Raw genomic sequence first — 15001 nt, 5'->3', positions numbered from 1 at the left:
ACTCGGAGCAACGCATGCCTTCGCGCAGACACATCGCCCGCGACATCTCTTATGCTCACTCGGCCGCGACCAAGGGAGGAAGGGCAGTCATCCGCCTGATGGAAAACACGACCGGGCGATTGCGTCTCATCAAACGTGCTGACGGTTACGAAGACGAAGTGGCGGCTGGCCGCGATTTCTGGGCGGTGATGGTCGAACGCTACGGTCTGAGTCTGGATGTGATCGGCGGATCGCTGGACAACATTCCCAAAGATGTGCCGCTAATCCTGATCGCCAACCATCCCTATGGAATCCTGGATGGGTTGATGATGGGAAACATCCTGTCCAAAACCCGCGGCGATTTCCGCATTCTGGCGAACCGGGTGTTTCGCAAGGCCGAGGATCTGGACCGCATCATTCTGCCGATCTCGTTCGATCAGGACAAGGAGGCGAGGCGCACCAACCTTGAAACCCGGAAGATCGCGCTAGACTACTTGGGGGAGGGCGGCGCCATAGGCATTTTTCCCGGCGGTACAGTCAGCACCGCGGCAAAGCCGTTTTCGCACCCGATGGATCCGGGGTGGCGAGGGTTCACCGCGCGCATGGTGGCGAAATCGGACGCAGTGGTGGTGCCCGTTTTTTTTGACGGCCACACATCGCGGTTGTTCCAGGTCGCGAGCCATCTGCACAGCACACTTCGCATGGGTTTGCTGATCAAGGAGTTCAAGAATCGTGTCGATACTTCGGTGAAAATCGTGGTTGGCGAGCCCCTTGGACGCGACATTCTCGACCCGATGGCACGTGACACGCGCAAGATGATGGATTTTCTGCGCAAAGCCACGTATGAGCTTTCTCCGGAACCGTTGAAGTCGTACGACTACGGTTATGAATTCGAGAAACGGCATCGCGCCTGAAGGGGCAAATGGCAGTAGGCATCTTTGATTCCGGTCTGGGCGGGCTGACCGTCCTGAACGCCGCGCAGAAGCATCTGCCGGACGTTCCATTCCTGTATTTTGCCGACAGCGCCCATGCGCCTTACGGCGTTCGGGACGCCGAGGACATCTATCAGCTCACGCGCTCGGCTGTTCAGGATCTATGGAACCGGGGCTGCAACCTGGTGATTCTGGCCTGCAATACCGCCAGCGCCGCCGCTCTGCGTCGGATGCAGGAAGAGGGAGTGCCTGCGGGCAAGCGTGTGCTTGGGGTCTTCGTACCGCTGATCGAGGCGTTGACCGAACGGCAATGGGGCGACAACTCGCCCCCGCGCGAGGTCGCGGTAAAGCATGTGGCGCTTTTTGCCACTCCTGCGACCGTCGCGAGCAGAGCGTTCCAGCGCGAACTCGCGTTCCGGGCCATCGGCGTCGATGTCGAGGCGCAAAGCTGCGGCGGCGTGGTTGATGCGATCGAGGAAGGGGACCTGATCCTGGCCGAGGCGCTGGTTCGGTCACATGTGGACGCGCTCAAGCGAAAGATGCCCTTTCCCGAGGCCGCGGTATTGGGCTGCACCCATTATCCGTTGATGGAAGCGACGTTTCAGGCGGCTCTGGGTCCGGATGTGAAAGTCTATAGCCAAGGTGATCTGGTGGCCTCGAGCCTTGCGGACTATCTGAAGCGGCATCCCAACATGCTGGGCGAGGGCGAGGGCGGATTCCTGACCACCGGCAAGCCGGGTTTCGTCAGCGACCGGGCGACGCAGTTCCTTCGACGACAGATCACGTTTCAGGCTGCCTGACTTCGGTCAAGGACGGCCCGTTTCGCTTTCCTTATTCCCGTGGCCGTCGCATCGGCGGTCGTGACATGTGACACCCAATGCAAGAGGTCTGGCATGACCCATAAAATCGCAATACTTGGCGCCAGCGGCTATACCGGCGCGGAACTGGTGCGGCTGATCGCCGAGCACCCGAACATGGAAATCACCGCACTGGCCGCCGAACGCAAGGCAGGGCAGACAATGGCGCAGGTCTTTCCGCATCTGCGGCACCTGGACCTGCCGGCGCTGTGCAAAATCTCGGAGATCGATTTCGGCCAGATCGATCTGTGCTTTTGCGCGCTGCCGCACATGACCTCGCAGGAGGTGATCCGGGATCTGCCGAAAACGCTGAAGATCGTTGATTTGTCTGCGGATTTCCGGCTGCGCGATCCGGCCGAATACGAGAAGTGGTACGGCAATCCGCATGTCGCGCTGGAGCAGCAGGCAGAGGCGGTTTATGGCCTGACCGAGTTCTACCGTGACGAGATCCGCAAGGCGCGGCTTGTGGCCGGGACCGGCTGCAACGCCGCAACCGGGCAATACGTGCTGCGGCCGCTGATCGCAGCCGGAGTGATCGATCTGGACGACATCATCCTCGATCTGAAATGCGCGGTATCGGGGGCTGGCCGGTCCCTGAAGGAAAATCTTTTACACGCCGAGTTGAGCGAGGGCTACAACGCCTATGCAATAGGCGGCACGCACCGGCACCTGGGCGAATTCGACCAGGAATTCTCGAAGATCGCCGGGCGTACCGTGCATGTGCAGTTCACGCCGCACCTGATCCCGGCCAATCGGGGCATTCTGGCCACCACCTATGTGCATGGCGATCCGCGCAGTGTGTATGACACGCTCTGCCATGCCTATGAGGGCGAACCGTTCATCCGGATGCTGCCCTTCGGCGAAGCCCCTTCGACCCACCATGTCCGCGGGTCGAATTTCTGTCATATCGGCGTCACCGCCGATCGTATCGAACGCCGCGCCATCGTCATCGGTGCGCTGGACAACCTGACGAAAGGTAGCAGCGGGCAAGCCTTGCAGAACGCAAACCTGATGTTAGGTGAAAACGAGACCACGGGCCTGATGATGGCCCCGCTTTTCCCGTGAGGACGAGATGAAATCGCTCAAGAAACAACGCCGCATCCAAGTTATCCTCCTGGCCATCGTGGCCCTTGTGCTGGCGACCGGGTTGATTGGGTACGCGATGCGCGACGGCATCAATTTCTTCCGCGCACCCAGCCAGATCATAGCCGAGCCGCCCGAACCGACCGAGGTGTTCCGCATCGGCGGCCTGGTCGAGGATGGCACGCTGGTGCGGGGCCAGGGAGAGACCGTGCGGTTCTCGGTTACAGACGGCGGAGGCAGCGTGCCGGTGGTCTATACCGGCGTGTTGCCCGATCTCTTTGCCGAGAACCAGGGAATGATCGGCACGGGGAGTTACGTGAACGGCGTGTTCGAAGCTACGGAAATCCTTGCAAAACACGATGAAACTTACATGCCGAAAGAGGTGATGGATGCCCTCAAGGAACAGGGTGTCTACCAGGAGCCCGGCGAAAGCTGAGTGCAGCCGCGCCGTGAAACTCTGGCGGCGGTTTTCGGGTACTTGGAAATCAAAGGGCGTTGCGCGGATCGGCCGTGCAGCGCCCTTTCCTTTCGATGGGGATTAATACAATTGCCGGACCTTTTCCGCGTTTTCGCGGAGGACTTGATAAATGCAGTCGGTACGGCAGATCGCCGAAGAGATCGTGACGCGGGAGGGAGGGTTCGTGAACGATCCCGACGATCCGGGTGGTGCAACGAAACATGGCGTTACCATTCATACGTTGCGGCGGTTGGGGTTGGACCTGACCGGCGACGGCGAGGTGGGCATCGCGGACGTCAAGGCCCTGAGCCGGGCGCAGGCGGTGGAGATTTTCCTGACTCACTATTTCCACCGGCCCCGGATTGGGGAGACGCCCGAGGCTCTGTGGGCGCCGCTTTTCGACATGAACGTCAATGCCGGGCCGCAAGCAGTTCGAATCCTGCAGAATTTGCTGCAGGCAATGGGGTATACCTTGCGTGTGGACGGGTTGATAGGGCCGCATACGCTAAAGGCTTGCCGTGCGGCGGCTGATCCGGACGCAATCGCGCTGCGCGATGCCTACGGCGTGGAACGGCGGAACTTTTATTTCCGCCTTGCCAATAAGCGGCCCGCTGCGCGGAAATATGTTCGTACCCGTGACGGTCAAAAAGGCGGATGGATCCGCCGGGCCGAGGCGTTTCTTTCCCCTCGCTACCATCTGAGCGAGGACGCGTTTCAAAGGAGGATCGCAGCATGGGGTTGATTTCCGGTATCCTGACGCTGCTGTTCGGGGAAGGTCGAAACGCGTTGCGCGAGACAGCGGAGGTCTTCCGGGAGAACGCTGAAGCCGGGGCAGAAAGGTCGGTGTCTCTGCACGAGCAGGCGATGACGCAGTTCGGGGCCGAGTTTTTGCTGCCCCAAAAGGGCATGTACGATCGTTTCATCGACGGTCTGAATCGCTTGCCGCGCCCGGCACTGGCGCTTGGAACCTTGGCGATGTTCGTTGCGGCGATGGTCGATCCCCTGTGGTTCGCCGAGAGGATGCAGGGGATCGCGCTGGTGCCCGAGCCCCTGTGGTGGCTCTTGGGGGTGATCGTCTCGTTCTATTTCGGGGCGCGACACCAGGCCAAGGTGCAGGACTTGCAGCGCGAAGTTGCCAGCACCGTACTGAGAGCGCCGCAGGTCGTGGCCAACATCTCCGCATTGCGGGAAATGAGGGCGGATAGCCCAGGTGCGGCGGGTCACGGGACGGATGCGGAAGTTGCCCAGTCGTCGGTGGAACACGACGCGAATCCGGCGCTCGAGGACTGGCGCAAGCTGCGCCGGACCTCGTAAACCGCGACACTATGTTCAGGCGGGCGCTGCTAAAGTGATTGGCGCTCGCCGGCGTGGCGGATTATATCTCGGGCCATGATTACCGAGCTTGGCCACTTCGCCCTAATCCTCGCCTTTCTGGTCGCGATCGTTCAGACCGTCGTGCCCCTGGTGGGAGCCCATAAACGCTGGTCCGGATGGATGGCCATGGCAGAACCAGCGGCCGTGGCGCAATTCCTGCTGACGGCCTTCGCCTTCGGTGCCTTGACCTGGGCTTTCGTAACCTCGGATTTCTCGCTGCGCCTGGTGGTGATGAACAGCCACTCGGCCAAACCGATGCTTTACAAGATCAGCGGCACGTGGGGAAACCACGAAGGTTCAATGCTGCTGTGGGTGCTGATCGTGACGCTGTTCGGCGCGATGGCGGCCTGGTTCGGCGGCGGCTTGCCGCCGACGCTGAAGGCCCGGGTTCTTGCGGTGCAGTCGGCGATCGCGGTGGCGTTTTTTGCCTTCATTCTGTTCACTTCGAACCCGTTCCTGCGGTTGGCCGTGCCACCTTTTGACGGGCAGGATCTGAACCCGCTGCTGCAGGATCCGGGCCTCGCCTTCCACCCGCCGTTTCTTTACTTGGGTTACGTGGGTCTCAGCATGGCGTTCAGCTTTGCAGTCGCCGCCCTGATCGAAGGTCGCGTGGACGCTGCATGGGCGCGTTGGGTGCGGCCTTGGACGCTGGCGGCTTGGGTGTTTCTGACCATCGGCATCGCGCTGGGATCGTGGTGGGCTTATTACGAACTGGGCTGGGGCGGTTTCTGGTTCTGGGATCCGGTCGAGAACGCCTCGTTCATGCCGTGGCTTTTGGCGGCGGCGCTGCTGCACTCCGCCATTGTGGTGGAAAAACGCGAGGCGCTGAAAAGCTGGACCATCCTGCTTGCGATCATCGCCTTCGGCTTTTCGCTGATCGGCACCTTCATCGTGCGTTCGGGCATCCTGACTTCGGTTCACGCCTTTGCGAATGACCCGGAACGCGGCGTCTTCATCCTCGCCATTCTGGCGTTCTTCATCGGCGGCGCGCTGACCCTGTTTGCGGCGCGTGCGCAGGCGATGGAGGCCAAGGGCGTCTTTGGAATGGTCAGTCGCGAAAGCGCGCTTGTCGTCAACAACATCCTGCTGGCGGTCGGGTGTTTCGTCGTCTTCTTCGGGACGCTCTGGCCGATCGTGGCCGAGATGGCCTTTGGCCGCAAGCTGTCCGTCGGCGCGCCGTTCTTCAACGCGGCCTTCACGCCCTTCATGGTGGCGCTTGGAATCATTCTTCCGCTTGGGTCGATGCTTCCGTGGAAACGCGGCAGGCTGGGCCGCGTCGCTTGGTCGTTGCGCTATGTTTTCGGACTGGCGCTTGCGCTGGCCATCCTGGTCTGGGCAATGCAGACCGGACGCAGCGCGCTGGGGCCGGTTGGGGTCTTCCTGGGGACGTGGATCGCCTGTGGTGCGGCAGTCGATCTGTGGAGCAGGACTGGACGGTCAGGCAGCCTGTCGCGCATGATGCGCCTGCCGAGGGCCGATTGGGGCAAGGCCGTGGCGCATTCCGGGCTTGGCGTCACCATGTTCGCCATTGCCGGTCTGATGGCCTGGGAGATCGAGGATATCCGCGTTGCGCGCATGGGCGAACCCTTCGAAGTAGGCGGGTTTACTCTGACCCTCGAAGAAGTGCAGCGCGTGCAGGGGCCGAACTATGTCTCTACCATGGGCTCGGTGAAGCTCGAGCGCGATGGCCGTCAGATCACTACCCTGCACCCCGAGAAACGCGACTATCCCGTTGCCCGGATGCCCACGACCGAAGCTGCCATCGACTATCGCTTCACGCGGGACGTCTATGTCGTGATCGGCGACCGGCAGGATGACGGCAACTGGACCATGCGGACTTACATCAAACCCTTCGCCAACTGGATCTGGGGCGGCTGTATCCTGATGGCTCTTGGCGGTGTCCTCAGCCTGTCCGACCGCCGATTCCGTGTTGCGGCGGGCGCGCGCAAGGCGCCGAGCGGAGGAGTGCCTGCGGAATGAAGCGCCTGATCCTGATCCTCACGCTGCTGGCCGGACCGCTGTTTGCGGTGCAACCAGACGAAGTTCTGGACGACCCGGCGCTTGAGGCCCGTGCCAGGGAGTTGAGCCAGGGCTTGCGCTGTCTGGTCTGCCGGAACGAAAGCATAGACGACAGCAATGCGGAACTGGCGCGCGATCTTCGCCTACTGGTGCGCGAACGTCTGGTCGCCGGGGACACGGATGAAGAGGTGATCGACTTTGTCGTCGATCGCTACGGTGAATACGTGCTTCTCAAGCCCACCACGACGGGGGCGAACTGGCTGCTGTGGTTGGCGGGGCCGGCCATGCTGCTGGTCGCTGCGGTCATGGGATGGAGCTTTCTGCGTGGCCGTTCGCGCAAGCGTACTGCAGCGGTCGAAGCGACTCTGACGGATAGCGAGAAGGAGCGGCTGCGCCAAATTCTGGAAGAGTGACGCGCGGTTTCACTTTCCCTGAACGTCAGCTTGCGCCAGTTTGCGGGCCAATGGAACGCAGGCGAGGGGCTTCCCATGCAGTATGAAACCATCACGTTCGACATTACCGACGGCCTGGCCGTCCTGACGCTGAACCGGCCGGAAAAGATGAACGCGCTGACCACGCAGATGCGGGCGGAGATCACTCACGCCATGCAGCGGGGTGCACGGAATGCCCGCGCCATCGTGATGACCGGTGCGGGCGGCGCTTTCTGCACCGGGCAGGACCTGGGCGATGCGTCGAGTACCGGCAAGATCGACCTCGAACGCGCGCTGCGGGACGAATACGAGCCGATGCTCGAATCGGTCTATGACTGCCCCGTGCCCACGATTGCGGCTGTGAACGGTCCGGCAGCGGGGGCAGGGGCCAATCTGGCGCTCTGCGCAGACGTGGTGATCGCAACCGAAAGCGCCTATTTCCTACAGGCTTTCGCTCGGATCGGGCTGATGCCGGACGCTGGAGGCACCTGGTTCATGCCGCGCCAGATGGGGTTCGCCAAGGCGATGGGGGCGGCGCTTTTCGCTGACAAGATCAGTGCCCGGCAGGCGGATGATTGGGGCCTGATCTGGGAGGCCGTGGCGGACGACGAGTTCGACGCGCATTGGCGCAGGCGGGCGGCCTATCTTGCCAACGGCCCGACCGCCGGCTTCGCGGCCATTAAGAAGGCGATCCGCGGCACCTATGACAAGTCGTTGCCCGAGCAGTTGGCGGCAGAGGCACATCTTCAGGGCGAATGCGGACGGACGCGCGATTTTACCGAAGGCGTGGTGGCCTTTCTTGAGAAGCGGCCCGCAAGGTTCGAAGGCCGCTAAACCATTGACAAATGAAGGCTGGAGGCGCGTCATGTCCGGGACATGACCGCTCCGACCCCAAGCCCCTGCGCTGCGGTTCTGGAACATCTGACAGGACGGAACCGCGGCCACTACTCCTGGATCACATCCGACGCGATGGACATCTGGTTGGATGGCGAAGATCGCCTGCGTGTTCTGTTGCCCGGCGCCCGGTTGCTGGAAGGGCAGCACGTGGCCCGCATCCTGCGCGACGGCGAGGAATTCTCGGTCGTTTCCTCCGACAGTTCCGAGATCTGGGTCAACCGGAAGAAGGTTGAGCAGGCGCCGCTGGTACAGGGCGACACGATCGAGTTCGGCGAAACCGGCCCATTGTCACGGTTCCGCGTCTATGACGAGGACACCGAGCCCAAACCGACGTTGGTGGAGATATTTGGTGACGCGCTTTCCTATCTTCGTAGCAGTCGGAAGCCTTTGCCGAGGCGATTGTTCCGGGCCGTAGGCGGATTGGCAGGCCGCATAGCACGCGATGCGACCTTGCTGTTCCGCGTCGGGGTTCTGTCCGCACTCCTCGCATTGACCGTGGCTGTCGTTGCGCAATTCCGGGAGGATCGGAGCATTCGTGCCCAGATCGAAAGCGGGCGTTTCCAGGTCGAAGCGGTGGCGGCCGCGCTGACTGAAGCGCAACGCGAGGCGATCCGACCCGGTGATCTTGCAGCCCTTCAGGAAGAATTGAGCGCGCGGGTTTCCGTGCAGGCCGAACGGTTGCAGACGCTCGAGGCCCGTACCGGCGCCGCGATGCGTGTGGTGGGCGCGGCGGCCGGTTCCGTCGCGTTCATTCAGGGCGGCTACGGGCTGCGCCACAGGGAAAGCGGACAGATGCTGCGGCAGGTCGTGGGGGTGGACGGGCTGCCGATACGCCTGCCGACCGGGCAACCGATGCTGTCGCTGGAGGGAAATGGGCCCGTGGCCGAAGTGCAATTCAACGGCACCGGTTTCGTTCTGCGAGACACCGGCCTGATCGTGACCAATCGGCATGTTGCAGTGCCTTGGGCCAACAAGCCCGGCGTGCAGATGGGGGGAGAGGCGATGGAACCGCTGATGATCCGGTTCATCGGCTACTTCCCTGAGCGGATCGGACCGATGGATCTTTCCCTCGTGGCGGCCAGCGATACGGCCGATGTCGCATTGCTGGCTCCGGCCGAAGGAGTGGAACTGCCCCCTGGGTTGCCGCTGGCCGAAGAACTTCCGGTTCCGGGGCAGGAGATCCTCGTCATGGGCTTTCCCACCGGGCTCATGTCGTTACTCGCCCAATCGGGTGAGGAATTCGTTGAAGATTTACGCGAACGCGGGGAAACCGGGTTCTGGCAGGTGGCGGCGCGCCTGTCCGAGGCCGGGCTGATGTCGCCTCTGTCCAGCCGCGGAATCGTAGGGCAGGCCACAAGCGCCGCGGTGGTTTACGATGCCGAAACCACCCATGGCGGCAGCGGCGGTCCGGTCCTCGATCTGAAAGGACAGGTAGTCGCGGTGAACGCTGCGATCATTCCGGAGTTTGGCGGATCGAATTTCGGTGTGCCGGTGGCGCAGGTGCGGCACCTTCTGGAGGTCACTGCCGGGACTCAATAATCTGAGGCGACAAGAAAAAGCCGCCCAAAGGCGGCTTGAAACACGTTCGTGACTTTGTTGTCTCAGGCCCGGCGGCGGCGACCACGGCTTCGGCGATCCGCACTTGCCGCGTCGTCTCCTGTTCCGTCCGAGGCCGAAGTGAACGGGCCGAGTGCCGCCGTGATCTGATCCAGAGTCGGACGATCGCCGCGCGACGTGCTGTCCAGCGCCTCGCGCATCTTGCGCAAGTGATCGGGCATCGTGCCGCAACAGCCGCCGATGATCGTGGCGCCCGCATCCCGTGCCATGGCGGCGTATTGGCCCATAAGCTCTGGGGTGCCGTCATAGTGGATGTGACCGTTCACGTATTTCGGGATGCCTGCATTACCCTTGGAAATAATCGGGCGCTCGGTTCCCTGGGCGACGAAACCCAGGACGGTGCGCAGGATGTCGGAGGCGCCCGTGCCGCAATTGGCGCCGAAGGCCAGCGGCGGGTTCGGCAGGGATTCGACCAGCAGCGCCAGATCGGAAGATGTCACACCCATCATGGTGCGTCCGGCAGTGTCAAAGCTCATGGTTCCGCACCATGGCATGTCGGCGAGGGCAAAAGCCTCGGCGGCCGCGCGGAACTCTTCCGGTGCGCTGATGGTTTCAAGCCACAGGATATCGGCGCCGCCTTCCTTGAGTCCTTGCGCCTGTTCATGGAACATCTCGACCGCTACCGCGTGCGACAGGCTGCCGACCGGCTCCATAATTTCGCCGGTCGGGCCGACCGAACCGGCGACGACAACCGTGCGACCGGCCTTGTCCGCAACCTCGCGACCCAGTTCTGCGCCGATGCGGTTCAACTCGCCCACGCGGTTCTGCGCGTCATGCAGTTTGAGGCGCGCTGCGGTGCCGCCAAACGTGTTGGTCAGGAACAGATCGCTGCCCGCGTCGACCGAACCTTGGTACAAAGCCCTGATCTTGTCTGCCGCCGTGGTATTCCACAATTCGGGCGCATCGCCTGATTGCAGGCCCATGTTGAACAAGTTGGTCCCGGTGGCGCCATCCGCGAGGATGACGTCGTTGGCTGCAAGCAGATCGGCAAGCGCGTTTGTCATGGTCGAGAATCCATAGCGACGGCGACCAATGGACGCCAAAATCAGAGACGCCCCGTTTCCCATGAACGGGGCGTCAAATCAAACTCATAAAACTCATGAAGATCATGAGGCTTGCGCCAAGGTCAGCGCCGGGCGCAGCGCCCGCATCACCTGTCGGTTTCGGAGAGAAGCTGTTCCTTGGCTTCTGCCAGAAGCTCGGCCATCTTGCCTCGGATCGTCTGCTCGTCCGCCAGGTCGCCCAAGTACGACTGGACGGCGTTGACCACATCGTCTTCGCTGACGTGCTGAATGTCGGTATGGATCAGTTCGTCACCATATTTGCGGGCCTGTTCGACGGTTTCGCCTTTGAGCGCCGAAGCCCAGACGGCCATGAACCGGTTGCGGCGCATGCGTGCAAGAAACTGCATCTGCTCGTCATGGGCGAATTTGGCTTCAAAAGCGGCTTCGCGCTCGTCGAATGTGGTCATGGGTGGCGCCCCCTTAGATGTTTTTCGTCGATTCAGGTATGACGCCGCCATGCCGCATCCGCAAGAGGGCGCAGCCAGCTTGCGACACAACGGCGCTTGCCTTATGAGGGCGCAAACGCGAAGGGACTCATTCCCTCGCCCCAAAAGGGAAAGGTCGCTCATGGCGCGTCGCAAGAAGATCTACGAAGGCAAGGCCAAGATCCTTTATGAGGGCCCCGAGCCGGGAACGATCGTTCAATATTTTAAGGATGACGCCACCGCTTTCAACGCGGCCAAGAAGGATGTGATCGAAGGCAAGGGCGTGTTGAACAACCGTCTGTCCGAGTTCTTCATGACCGGTCTCAACCAGATCGGCGTGCCGACCCATTTCATCCGCCGGCTGAACATGCGCGAGCAGCTTGTGCGTAGCTGCGAGATCATCCCGCTTGAAGTGATCGTTCGCAACTATGCGGCAGGTTCCTTTACCAAGCGTCTCGGGATCGCCGAGGGCACCCAACTGCCGCGTCCGATCGTCGAGTACTGCTACAAGGACGACGCGCTGGGTGATCCGCTGGTGACCGAAGAACACATCGCCGCGTTCGGTTGGGCAAGCCAGCAGGACATGGACGACATCCTCAGCCTTGCGTTGCGGGTCAACGACTTCATGAGCGGCATGATGCTGGCCGTGGGCATTCGCCTGATCGATTTCAAGATCGAGATCGGCAGGGTTTACGATGGCGACTTCCAGCGTCTGATCGTGGCCGACGAGATCAGCCCCGACAGCTGCCGGCTGTGGGACATCGAGACCGGGCAGAAGCTGGACAAGGACGTGTTCCGGCGCGATCTGGGCAATCTGACCGACGCCTACTCGGAAGTGGCCCGCCGCCTTGGCGTCTTGCCGAAGACCGCGGTCGCAAAGCCGACGCTTATCAATTGACGTCAAAGCTGGCCGCCGTAGCCAGCCGAGGTAGGAAACCGAACAAGGCCGAGGCGCACAGCCTCGGCCTTTTTAGTCCTTGTTTCGCCTCGGGTTGACTTGAGGCCCCATGTCCTGTGCACTTTGTGACAAGCTTTTTGTCGGTCCGAGGTGCGGGAAATGGCCGAACTCTTTCATCTGGATACGTTTTTCCTTTTTCTTGCCGCCTTGCTTGCGATCTTTAATCCGCTCTACGGGCTTCCGGTCTTTCTGAGTTTGACGGCAGGCTATACCACGGCCGAGCGGCGGCGTGTCGCCCTTGTCGCGACCCTTGCGGTGACGATCATCGCGATGCTGTCGGTGCTGGTGGGCGAAGAGATCCTGGCGATCTTCGGCATCGACATCCCGTCATTCCGAATCGCCGGGGGGCTGATCGTTCTGGGCATAGGGATGACGATGCTGAACGCAGGCGATCGGCCGCCCGGAGACCAGGCGGCAGCCAGCGAAGGCCAGGAGCGAAAGCAGAGCATTGCCGTCGTGCCTCTGGCGATCCCGTTGACCATCGGCCCCGGCACCATTGCGACGACAATCGTCTTTGCCCACACGCTGTCCGACCCCGCCGAGATCGTGACCTTGGGTTCTGCCGTTTTGATCGCCTGTGCCATCGTCGGCGTAGGGCTTTACTTCGGGGACACGATTTCCCGGATCTTGGGCGACACGATGATCAGCGTTCTGACCCGGATCATGGCGATCATCCTAGTGGCAGTTGCAATAGAAATGATGTTAACGGGCGCCTTCGAAGCCTTCGATGCCCACTTTCCTGACTGGGCTCCGAAGCCTCCATCCGAAGCCACCAAATGAAACGGTTGCCGCGTCCCACTGGCCGGGGCGAAGCACGGTCTTGCGCTGCGTTCTTCTTGCGCGCAAAGGGTTGTTCAAATTCAGCAGGCAGGGTATCTCCGCGCTCAACGGAACCGGCCGGTAGCGGGACGGGAGTCAGTTGGAGTTGCAAAGAATGAAAGCGCGTGTGCATGTGATGCTGAAGAACGGGGTACTGGACCCGCAGGGCGAAGCGGTTCGCCACGCGTTGGGCGCCATGGGCTTCGACAAGGTCGAAGGCGTGCGTCAGGGCAAGGTGATCGATCTGGACCTGGCCGACGGTGCGACGGAAGCGGATGTGGTCGAGATGTGCGAGAAGCTTTTGGCCAATACCGTGATCGAACGTTACGAGATCGAACTGGTCTGATCGATGCGGGCCGCGCGTCTGATCGCTTACCGTCAGCCGCTGGAACTGGCGACAGTCCCGGATCCTGAACCGGATCCGGATGGCGTCGTCATCCGGGTGCTCGCTTGCGGCGTGTGTCGGTCTGACTGGCACGCCTGGTCCGGATCGGATCCCGACGTCGCGCTGCCGATGACGCCCGGCCATGAATATTGCGGTCAAGTCGTCGCTGTGGGTGCGCGGGTCACGCGCTGGCGCATCGGTGACCGGGTGATAGCGCCGTTCATCCTGGCCTGCGGCCGATGCGGAGATTGCGCCGCCGGCAACCAAACGATCTGCGCAGAACAGGTGGTGCCCGGCTTTACATGCGATGGCGCGTTCGCCGAGATGATCGCGGTGCAGCATGCCGATGCCAACCTGACGGCGCTGCCCGACACGCTTGCGCCCGAGGTTGCTGCGGCGCTGGGGTGCAGGGTCACGACCGCGTGGCAGGCGCTGGTGGGCCGTGCGCAGGTCCGGCCTGGAGAATGGCTGGCGGTGTTCGGCGGCGGCGGCGTCGGGATATCGACGCTGCTATTGGGCCGCGCGCTTGGCGCGCGCGTGGTGGTCATCGACATAGACGATGACAAGCTTGCCTACGCCCGAACGCTCGGGGCGGATGCCGTCGTGAATGCGGCAACCGGCGATGCGCCCGAGGCCGTGCGTGAGATCACCGGCGGTGGAGCGCATGTGGGGATCGAAGCGCTTGGCGTCGAGGCCACGACCGTCGCCACGATGCGGTCCCTGCGCAAGCTGGGCCGGATGGTGCAGATCGGTATGCCCGCCGGAGACCATTCTCAAATGTCCTTGCCGATGGATGTGCTTTATTCCGGGCAGTTGACGGTCTACGGAACGCGCGGCATGCCCAGTTGGCGGTATCCGTCATTGTTGAACATGATCGCCGGCGGACACGTCGATTTGGGCCCGCTGGTGACGCGCAAGATCGCTCTTAGCCAGGCGAGCGACGAACTTGCCGCTTTCGACCGGCCCGCGCCGCCGGGCGTTGCGGTCATCACCGATTTTGTGACTTAGGAGGATCTGCCATGCGTGCAGCCGTAGTCGTTTTTCCCGGATCGAACTGCGATCGAGATCTCGCCGTCGCCTTCGAACGGGCCGGGTTCCAGGTGGACATGGTCTGGCACAAGGATGCATCCCTGCCGAACGGAGTGGACATCGTGGGGGTCCCCGGCGGCTTCTCCTACGGCGATTATCTGCGCTGCGGCGCCATTGCGGCGCAATCGCCGATCTGCAAGGCGGTCGTTGATCACACCGAGCGCGGCGGATATGCGGTCGGCATCTGCAACGGGTTCCAGATCCTGACGGAAACGGGCATTCTGCCAGGTGCGCTGCTGCGCAACGCCGGGCTGAAATACATCTGCCGCACCGTGGGGCTGAAAGTCGAAACCAGCGACAGCGCCTTTACCGAAGGGTACAATGCCGGTGACGTGATCGGCATACCGATCGCGCATCACGACGGCAACTATTTCGCGGACGACGAAACCCTATCGGCGTTGCGTGACCAGGATCGTATCGCCTTCACCTATACCGAGAACCCGAACGGGTCGTGCAGCGACATCGCCGGCATCCTTTCTGCGAACCGCCGGGTGCTGGGCATGATGCCGCATCCCGAGCGTGCAGCGGACGAGGGGCATGGCGGCACCGACGGGGCGGCGCTCTTCCGCGCATTGGCCGGCGTTCTGACGCCGGCGTGACTTGAGTAGGCGGCTT

Annotated in this window: 17 protein-coding genes; 15 read left to right on the top strand and 2 right to left on the bottom strand. The window is 62.2% G+C overall.

Annotated features, from left to right (window positions below; all coding sequences use genetic code 11):
* The first annotated feature begins 14 nt into the window (after positions 1–14).
* From FGK63_RS06695 to FGK63_RS06650, 10 genes are all read left to right on the top strand, one after another.
* On the top strand, positions 15–893 hold the full coding sequence (locus tag FGK63_RS06695) for a lysophospholipid acyltransferase family protein (protein WP_138840833.1): 879 nt from the start codon (positions 15–17) through the stop codon (positions 891–893).
* An 8-nt stretch (positions 894–901) separates the two neighbouring features.
* Complete coding sequence (locus FGK63_RS06690) at positions 902–1711, top strand: glutamate racemase (RefSeq protein ID WP_138840832.1); 810 nt, start codon at positions 902–904, stop codon at positions 1709–1711.
* A 93-nt stretch (positions 1712–1804) separates the two neighbouring features.
* Positions 1805–2833: an N-acetyl-gamma-glutamyl-phosphate reductase gene (gene argC / locus FGK63_RS06685; protein ID WP_138840831.1), complete on the top strand. Its 1029-nt coding sequence runs from the start codon at positions 1805–1807 to the stop codon at positions 2831–2833.
* Positions 2834–2840: 7 nt separating this feature from the next.
* Complete coding sequence (ccmE, locus tag FGK63_RS06680; protein WP_138840830.1) at positions 2841–3287, top strand: cytochrome c maturation protein CcmE; 447 nt, start codon at positions 2841–2843, stop codon at positions 3285–3287.
* 151 nt (positions 3288–3438) lie between these two features.
* Positions 3439–4050: a holin-associated N-acetylmuramidase gene (locus FGK63_RS06675; RefSeq protein ID WP_138840829.1), complete on the top strand. Its 612-nt coding sequence runs from the start codon at positions 3439–3441 to the stop codon at positions 4048–4050.
* Positions 4041–4622 (top strand): holin family protein, encoded by a 582-nt coding sequence (locus FGK63_RS06670; protein ID WP_171052586.1) that lies wholly within the window; start codon positions 4041–4043, stop codon positions 4620–4622. Before FGK63_RS06675 ends, FGK63_RS06670 begins: the two co-directional genes overlap by 10 nt.
* A gap of 75 nt (positions 4623–4697) precedes the next feature.
* Complete coding sequence (locus FGK63_RS06665; RefSeq protein WP_138840828.1) at positions 4698–6662, top strand: heme lyase CcmF/NrfE family subunit; 1965 nt, start codon at positions 4698–4700, stop codon at positions 6660–6662.
* The gene (locus FGK63_RS06660; RefSeq protein ID WP_138840827.1) at positions 6659–7114 is read left to right on the top strand and encodes a cytochrome c-type biogenesis protein; all 456 of its coding nucleotides are present in this window, start codon (positions 6659–6661) and stop codon (positions 7112–7114) included. The genes FGK63_RS06665 and FGK63_RS06660 overlap by 4 nt, the downstream gene beginning before the upstream one ends.
* A gap of 75 nt (positions 7115–7189) precedes the next feature.
* On the top strand, positions 7190–7966 hold the full coding sequence (locus FGK63_RS06655; protein ID WP_138840826.1) for an enoyl-CoA hydratase-related protein: 777 nt from the start codon (positions 7190–7192) through the stop codon (positions 7964–7966).
* A 42-nt stretch (positions 7967–8008) separates the two neighbouring features.
* Positions 8009–9568 carry a trypsin-like peptidase domain-containing protein gene (locus tag FGK63_RS06650; protein ID WP_138840825.1) on the top strand — a complete coding sequence of 520 codons (1560 nt, stop codon included), beginning with the start codon at positions 8009–8011 and terminating at the stop codon, positions 9566–9568.
* A gap of 62 nt (positions 9569–9630) precedes the next feature.
* On the opposite strand, the gene bmt is transcribed toward FGK63_RS06650, so the two are convergent.
* Positions 9631–10650 (bottom strand): betaine--homocysteine S-methyltransferase, encoded by a 1020-nt coding sequence (gene bmt / locus FGK63_RS06645; RefSeq protein WP_138840824.1) that lies wholly within the window; start codon positions 10648–10650, stop codon positions 9631–9633.
* Between the two features lie 146 nt (positions 10651–10796).
* Positions 10797–11117: a DUF1476 domain-containing protein gene (locus FGK63_RS06640; protein WP_138840823.1), complete on the bottom strand. Its 321-nt coding sequence runs from the start codon at positions 11115–11117 to the stop codon at positions 10797–10799.
* 160 nt (positions 11118–11277) lie between these two features.
* Between FGK63_RS06640 and purC the strand changes: the two genes are divergently transcribed.
* From purC to purQ, 5 genes are all read left to right on the top strand, one after another.
* Positions 11278–12033: a phosphoribosylaminoimidazolesuccinocarboxamide synthase gene (gene purC, locus FGK63_RS06635; RefSeq protein ID WP_138840822.1), complete on the top strand. Its 756-nt coding sequence runs from the start codon at positions 11278–11280 to the stop codon at positions 12031–12033.
* Positions 12034–12192: 159 nt separating this feature from the next.
* On the top strand, positions 12193–12873 hold the full coding sequence (locus tag FGK63_RS06630) for a MarC family protein (protein ID WP_138840821.1): 681 nt from the start codon (positions 12193–12195) through the stop codon (positions 12871–12873).
* Between the two features lie 154 nt (positions 12874–13027).
* Positions 13028–13258, top strand: coding sequence for a phosphoribosylformylglycinamidine synthase subunit PurS (gene purS, locus FGK63_RS06625; protein WP_138840820.1), 231 nt, complete (start codon positions 13028–13030; stop codon positions 13256–13258).
* A 3-nt stretch (positions 13259–13261) separates the two neighbouring features.
* Positions 13262–14305 carry a zinc-dependent alcohol dehydrogenase family protein gene (locus FGK63_RS06620; protein ID WP_138840819.1) on the top strand — a complete coding sequence of 348 codons (1044 nt, stop codon included), beginning with the start codon at positions 13262–13264 and terminating at the stop codon, positions 14303–14305.
* Positions 14306–14316: 11 nt separating this feature from the next.
* On the top strand, positions 14317–14985 hold the full coding sequence (gene purQ / locus FGK63_RS06615) for a phosphoribosylformylglycinamidine synthase subunit PurQ (protein WP_138840818.1): 669 nt from the start codon (positions 14317–14319) through the stop codon (positions 14983–14985).
* The last annotated feature ends 16 nt before the right edge of the window (positions 14986–15001 follow it).

Source organism: Ruegeria sediminis (genome assembly GCF_005938215.1).
Classification (GTDB): domain Bacteria; phylum Pseudomonadota; class Alphaproteobacteria; order Rhodobacterales; family Rhodobacteraceae; genus Ruegeria; species Ruegeria sediminis.
Note: the sequence above shows the minus strand (reverse complement) of the source record. Positions and strands in the feature narration are given on the sequence as shown.

Coding starts and splice junctions, on each gene's coding strand:
- FGK63_RS06695 (WP_138840833.1), top strand. CDS start 15: ATGCCTTCGCGCAGACACATCGCCCGCGACATCTCTTATGCTCACTCG.
- FGK63_RS06690 (WP_138840832.1), top strand. CDS start 902: ATGGCAGTAGGCATCTTTGATTCCGGTCTGGGCGGGCTGACCGTCCTG.
- argC (WP_138840831.1), top strand. CDS start 1,805: ATGACCCATAAAATCGCAATACTTGGCGCCAGCGGCTATACCGGCGCG.
- ccmE (WP_138840830.1), top strand. CDS start 2,841: ATGAAATCGCTCAAGAAACAACGCCGCATCCAAGTTATCCTCCTGGCC.
- FGK63_RS06675 (WP_138840829.1), top strand. CDS start 3,439: ATGCAGTCGGTACGGCAGATCGCCGAAGAGATCGTGACGCGGGAGGGA.
- FGK63_RS06670 (WP_171052586.1), top strand. CDS start 4,041: ATGGGGTTGATTTCCGGTATCCTGACGCTGCTGTTCGGGGAAGGTCGA.
- FGK63_RS06665 (WP_138840828.1), top strand. CDS start 4,698: ATGATTACCGAGCTTGGCCACTTCGCCCTAATCCTCGCCTTTCTGGTC.
- FGK63_RS06660 (WP_138840827.1), top strand. CDS start 6,659: ATGAAGCGCCTGATCCTGATCCTCACGCTGCTGGCCGGACCGCTGTTT.
- FGK63_RS06655 (WP_138840826.1), top strand. CDS start 7,190: ATGCAGTATGAAACCATCACGTTCGACATTACCGACGGCCTGGCCGTC.
- FGK63_RS06650 (WP_138840825.1), top strand. CDS start 8,009: ATGACCGCTCCGACCCCAAGCCCCTGCGCTGCGGTTCTGGAACATCTG.
- bmt (WP_138840824.1), bottom strand. CDS start 10,650: ATGACAAACGCGCTTGCCGATCTGCTTGCAGCCAACGACGTCATCCTC.
- FGK63_RS06640 (WP_138840823.1), bottom strand. CDS start 11,117: ATGACCACATTCGACGAGCGCGAAGCCGCTTTTGAAGCCAAATTCGCC.
- purC (WP_138840822.1), top strand. CDS start 11,278: ATGGCGCGTCGCAAGAAGATCTACGAAGGCAAGGCCAAGATCCTTTAT.
- FGK63_RS06630 (WP_138840821.1), top strand. CDS start 12,193: ATGGCCGAACTCTTTCATCTGGATACGTTTTTCCTTTTTCTTGCCGCC.
- purS (WP_138840820.1), top strand. CDS start 13,028: ATGAAAGCGCGTGTGCATGTGATGCTGAAGAACGGGGTACTGGACCCG.
- FGK63_RS06620 (WP_138840819.1), top strand. CDS start 13,262: ATGCGGGCCGCGCGTCTGATCGCTTACCGTCAGCCGCTGGAACTGGCG.
- purQ (WP_138840818.1), top strand. CDS start 14,317: ATGCGTGCAGCCGTAGTCGTTTTTCCCGGATCGAACTGCGATCGAGAT.